Below are 5,525 nucleotides of genomic sequence, written 5' to 3'. Positions count from 1 at the left end.
AGGCCGAGGGCTGCTGCGGACTCGCCGGCAACTTCGGCTTCGAAGCCGAGCACTACGACACCTCCTCGCCGCAGCCGACCTCGCCCTCACACCCCGCCTCGACCAACTCGACGGACACCCCGTCGTCGCCGACGGCTTCAGCTGCGCCACCCAGATCGACCATCTCGCCGGCGACCAGGACATCCGCGCCCTGCACCTCGCCGAACTCCTCGACCCCGATCCCAGGAGCCAGAGCGCCACCCGTCTCCTCGACTGAGCTCAAAGGCTCCAACGTCACTGTTCGTCCACCCATGTCGAGCGACCCGCCACAGAGGTCGTTCAATGCGGTGGGCCCGGATCCCGGCCCGAGCCGCATCACGTACCGCGGATCGCCCCGCGCCCGGCTGCCCTCCCCCATGCCGGGCGCGAGGTCTCTCTTCAGCAGGGGCTCCGCAGGGAGCATCACGAGCCGGCGGGCGATGCTCGGACCCGCCTGACGGCACCCCGAGCTCCTTTGGTCACAGGGGAGTTACCAGCCAGATGCCGACACCTGAAATGCCATCCAGATCCAGCCGAAAACATTTCTAGTTTCAGGTTGGAACTGGAACGAAAGATGGTATGGTCTCAGCCGCAGCAGCGAGCAACCTCGAACGAAAATCAGACTGAAGGTGTGCCTGCAGATGACTTCAACGCTCAGTCGGGCGATCGCCCACTACCCCAATCGGTTCGACCCGGGTGCAGTGGGCGAACTTCCCGAACACATCCAAGAGACCATCAGACGCCGCGAGCGAGTGCTGGGCCCCGGGTACACGCTCATCTACAAGGAGCCGGTCGAGTTCGTTTCCGGTCACGGCGCCCACCTGATCGACCGTGACGGCAACGACTATCTCGACGCCTACAACAACGTCCCGTGCGTCGGGCATGCCCACCCCCACGTGGCCGAGGCCGTCGCCCGGCAGATGACCGCGGTCAACACCAACACGCGCTACGTCCAGGAAGCACTGGTCGACTATGCGGAGCGGCTTCTCGCGACCTTCCCCGAGGAGCTGTCGAAGCTGAGCATCGCGTGCAGCGGCTCGGAGGCGAACGACCTGGCCATGCGAGTGGCGAGGTTCCACACGGGCGGCGAGGGCATCATCGTCACCCGCTGGGCCTACCACGGCATCACCCGGGAGGTGGCGAGCTTCTCGCCCACCCTGGGCGCGGGTTCCCCGTTGGGCCCGAATGTCCGGCTCATCGACGCCCCTGACCCGCGCCTCGTCGCGCCCGGATCCACGCTCGACGAGCACATGCGGCTGCAGGTGCGCGGCGCGGTCGAGGACCTCGAGCGCCACGGCTACCGGCTCGCTGCCCTGATCACCGACTGCGCCTACAGCAGCGACGGCATTTTCACCGATCCCCCCGGCTACATGCAGTCCGTGGTGGAGGAGGTGCACGCGGCCGGCGGTGTCTACATCGCGGACGAGGTCCAGTCGGGATTCGCCCGGCTGGGGGACTCGATGTGGGGCTTCAGCCGCCACGGCGTCGTGCCGGACATCGTCACCATGGGCAAGCCGATGGGCAACGGCCTGCCGATCTCGGGTGTGGTCTTCCGCCCCGAGGTCTGCGAGGAGTTCGGACGCAACGTCCGCTACTTCAACACCTTCGGTGGCAGTTCCATCCCTGTTGCCGCCGGCGCAGCGGTTCTGGACGTCATCGAGAGGGAGAACGTGCAGCAGCGCGTCCTGGAGAGCGGCAACGCCCTGCGCGCGGGACTGCGGGAGATCACCAGAGACTCCCCCTATGTCGCCGAAGTACGCGGCGCCGGTCTCTTCGTCGGCGTGGAGCTCGTCAAGGACCGGGAGACCCTCGAGCCCGACCGCACACTTGCCGAAGAGGTCATCAACGACATGCGTGATCGCCGCATCCTGATCAACGGTACGGGCACGTCGGCGAACACGCTGAAGATCCGCCCCCCGCTGGCCTTCGACTGCGCCGATGCGACCCGCTTCCTGGAGACCTTCGCCGAGGTCGCGAAAAGCCGCCTGTAGCAGGCTGTCTGAAGGGATTGCCCGTGAACACCTCACCGGCTGCCGATTTTGCTCGACGCCTCTTCGAGGAGAGCGGCCTGACGTCGTCCCACGAGCCCATCGACGTGGTGCTGGTGAGCATCTTCCTTGAGAAGCACTACGGCCTCAACGGACGTCTCGGCCGACTGGCGACGGAGAAGGACGACACGTTCAGGCTCCGGACGGGCACGAGCGACCACCTCGTGAAAGTCTCACCGCCGGACGAGGCGGACGCGGTCGTCGATCTCCAGACCGCCGCGATGCGCTTCCTCGAAAGCGCCGCACCGCAGCTGCCGGTCCAGCGGGTGAAGCTGACCGCCGACGGCGAAGACAGCGTGGCCATCCGGCTGAACGACGGCCGGACCCGGATCCTGCGGGTGTTCGAGTTCGTCGCGGGTCCGGTCATGGCACAGACGAGCCCGGACGTAGAGCAGCTCGCCAAAGCGGGCGAGATGCTGGGGCGGGTCGACGAGGCGCTGAAGGCGTTCACGCACCCCGCAGACCGACGCGGCCTGGTCTGGGACATCCGGCACTTCCACCGGCTGACCGGCCTGCTCGAGTACACACCGATCCCCGAGCACCGCCGGATGGCCGAGACCGTCTTCAGGCACTTCGATGTCGCCGTCGTCCCGAGGCTGAGCGATCTCGAGACGCAAGTGATCCACGGCGACTTCAGCCCCTACAACATCGTCGTGGATCAAAAGAGTGATCACTTCGTCACCGGGGTCATCGACTTCGGCGACACCGTGCGCAGTGCGGTGATCTTCGATCCCGCAGTTCCCATGGCGAACCTGCTCGGCAGGACGCCGGATCATCCCTGGCGGGACGCATGCGCGTTCGTCGCCGGGTACCAACGGGAGCGGCCGGTCCACCCCTCGGAACTTCCGCTGCTCCCCATTGCCGCGTTGGCGCGACTCACACTGCGTGCGCTGATCACGAACTGGCGCGCCGAGCGCGCACCCGAACGGCGCGAGTACCTCCTGGATCACGCCAAGGACGACTGGATCAATGTCGAGCGTTCCTTGGCCGTGAGCCTGGATGACGTCGTCGCGCACCTATGGGAAGCCCGTCATGGGCATTCCTGAAATTCAAGTCCCCAACAGGTGCGGTTCCCGCAGAGCAAGACAGGAGCATCCTCATGGCCATTCCCTCCCTGCAGTTCCGGCCGAAATACGTCTCGTTCGACTGCTACGGCACGTTGATCGAATACCCGATCACCCCCATCACGTATGAACTCGTCGGCGACCAGATCCCCGCGGAGCAGTGGGACCAGTTCGTGCGGGAGTTCCGCGGTTACCGCTACGACCAGGTCCGTGGCGAGTACTACCCCTACGAGCAGGTGCTGCAGGACTCCTTCGAGCGGGTCTGCCGCAAGTGGGGTGTGAAGGCGGCGCCGGACGCCGGCAAGCGGTTCGCCGACGGCGTCCGCAGCTGGGGTCCGCACCCGGACGTGGTGAAGCCGCTGAAGAAGATGGCCGAGCACTACAAGCTGGTGATTCTCTCCAACGCGGACGACTCCTTCCTCGCGGAGAGCGTGCCCAAGCTCGGGGCGGACTTCCACGCGGTCCTCACCGCGGAGCAGGCCGGCTACTACAAGCCCCGCTACGCCGCCTTCGAGTACATGCTCGAGAAGCTCAACGCGTCCCCCGAGGACTTCGTGCACGTCGCCTCGCACACCCGTTACGACCACCAGTCGATGCACGACATGGGCTTCCGCAACCTGGTCCTGCTGGACCGCGGTTACGACCCGGTGACCCACGGCTACGACTACGTCACCGTGAAGTCCCTGGACGACCTCAACACCATGCTCGGCATCTGACCCAAGGCAACACACCAGTCCCGCACGGCACACACCCGAGCTCTTCCCAAGTCCTTGTGCACGCCATCGCCCGGATGCGGCCCGTCTTCGCCGCGCCGGCCATGCTGATTGTGGTCGTACCGCACTTCATCAGTGCCCTGGTGCGCACCTACGGCTGGATCATCATGCTCGGTCGTCCTCTGCCACGGATACCAGGCGTCCAGCCCCCTTACCGACATGAGCTACCACGACGCACGCGAGGTGCTGCACAGCAACCTGCTGTGCGCGTTCCTGGTCATGAAGCACCTGATGCCGCGGGCTTGGGAGACGGGGCGTCGATGGTGCGCGTCAGCTCGCGGCTCGGCATGGTCGGCATGCCGAACCAGACCATGTACTCCGCGGCCAAGGGTGGCCTCATCGCGCTCGCGCGCGGCGCCGCCATCGAATGGGCGGACCGCAACATCCATCCGTGTCACCATGGTCGCGCCCGGACTGACCGCGACGCCCGTCATCGAGGCGTCGTTCCAGCGGCGACCCGATCCCGCGGCCTACCGGCGCACCCGCGAGGACTCCATCCCGATCGGCCGACTCGCCACCCCCGAAGAGGTCGCCGACGCGGTTCTCTTCCTCGCCTGCCGCGAGTCGTCGTGCATTACCGGCGCCGTCCTTCCGGTGGACGGTGGCTACACGGCGTTCTGAGCCGGGCCCGGACTGCCGGACGCTGCCTTCTGTCAAAGAGCTCGACCGGCTCGGTGCTGCCGGACCGACGTCGTACGCGAACCGCCGCCTAAGCTGAAACAGGCAGCCTTCCTCCGTTGCGGATCATCCGGAAGAGCCTCTGGAGGCAGTCGGTGAGAGACGTCGGAATCGACCGCAGGGCCTTCCTGAGCGGAGCCGGCTCGGTCGCGCTCGGCGTTTCCGCCACCTCGCTCACCGCGTGCGAGAGCCGCGACGACCGAGGGAGCACCAAGAGCGGCAAAACGCTCGTCGTCCGCAACTTCGGGGGCGCCTACGGTGAAGCGAACCGCGAAGCCGTCTACGACCCCTTCAGCAGGGAAACAGGCATCCGGGTCAAGGCCGTGAACTTCGGGCACGAGCAGATGCTCGCCCAGATCAAGGAGGATCGTCCGCGGTTCGACGTCATGGACATCGACATGTCCAACCTGGCGCGCTTCGAGCACGAGGACGCCTCCGAGCCACTGGACTACGGCCGGTTGAAGAACACCAGGAACGCGGGCATCGCCCAGTCCCTCCTCACCCGCAACGGCGTGGGCAAGAGCTACTGGGCCAGCGTGCTCGCCTACCGGACCGACGCCTGCGACGGGAGGAAGCCCGCCTCGTGGGCGGACTTCTGGAACCTCGCGGCCTTCCCGGGCAGCCGCGCACTGCAAGGTGAGGTGGACTGGCCCGAGCTGGAGTTCGCCCTGCTGGCCGACGGTGTACCGCTCGACCGGCCCTACCCCCTCGACGTGAACCGCGCCTTCAAGGTCCTCGACGAGATCAAGGGCTCCGTGCGGACGTACTGGGAGTACGGCGCCGAACCGGGCGAGCTGCTGTCCCGCAACCAGGTCGTGGCGTCCAGCACCTGGGCCGGCCGCCTCCAGCACCTGATCGAACGCGGGTCGACGCAGGGCTAAGGGTGGAACGGTGGCCGCCGGCAGAGCCACCGCTAAGGGATTTCCCATTGCTCCGCGAATCTG

Annotated in this window: 5 protein-coding genes and 2 pseudogenes; all 7 read left to right on the top strand. The window is 66.6% G+C overall.

The window, feature by feature from the left end; translation table 11 throughout:
- A pseudogene (locus ABZ281_RS35600) lies at positions 1-256 on the top strand (hypothetical protein); the annotation flags it as partial.
- 403 nt (positions 257-659) lie between these two features.
- Positions 660-2,009: an aminotransferase class III-fold pyridoxal phosphate-dependent enzyme gene (locus ABZ281_RS35595; RefSeq protein WP_356662205.1), complete on the top strand. Its 1,350-nt coding sequence runs from the start codon at positions 660-662 to the stop codon at positions 2,007-2,009.
- 23 nt (positions 2,010-2,032) lie between these two features.
- Positions 2,033-3,112 carry a phosphotransferase gene (locus ABZ281_RS35590; protein WP_356662204.1) on the top strand — a complete coding sequence of 360 codons (1,080 nt, stop codon included), beginning with the start codon at positions 2,033-2,035 and terminating at the stop codon, positions 3,110-3,112.
- A gap of 53 nt (positions 3,113-3,165) precedes the next feature.
- On the top strand, positions 3,166-3,846 hold the full coding sequence (locus ABZ281_RS35585) for a haloacid dehalogenase type II (protein ID WP_356662203.1): 681 nt from the start codon (positions 3,166-3,168) through the stop codon (positions 3,844-3,846).
- Between the two features lie 74 nt (positions 3,847-3,920).
- Positions 3,921-4,229: pseudogene (locus ABZ281_RS35580) on the top strand (hypothetical protein); the annotation flags it as partial.
- Positions 4,230-4,302: 73 nt separating this feature from the next.
- Positions 4,303-4,524: an SDR family oxidoreductase gene (locus tag ABZ281_RS35575; RefSeq protein WP_356662206.1), complete on the top strand. Its 222-nt coding sequence runs from the start codon at positions 4,303-4,305 to the stop codon at positions 4,522-4,524.
- A 152-nt stretch (positions 4,525-4,676) separates the two neighbouring features.
- Positions 4,677-5,462, top strand: coding sequence for an extracellular solute-binding protein (locus ABZ281_RS35570; protein WP_356662202.1), 786 nt, complete (start codon positions 4,677-4,679; stop codon positions 5,460-5,462).
- The last annotated feature ends 63 nt before the right edge of the window (positions 5,463-5,525 follow it).

The sequence above is a fragment of the Streptomyces sp. NPDC006265 genome, assembly GCF_040613555.1.
In the GTDB taxonomy this organism is placed as follows: domain Bacteria; phylum Actinomycetota; class Actinomycetes; order Streptomycetales; family Streptomycetaceae; genus Streptomyces.
This window is presented reverse-complemented; position numbering and strand designations above follow the sequence as displayed.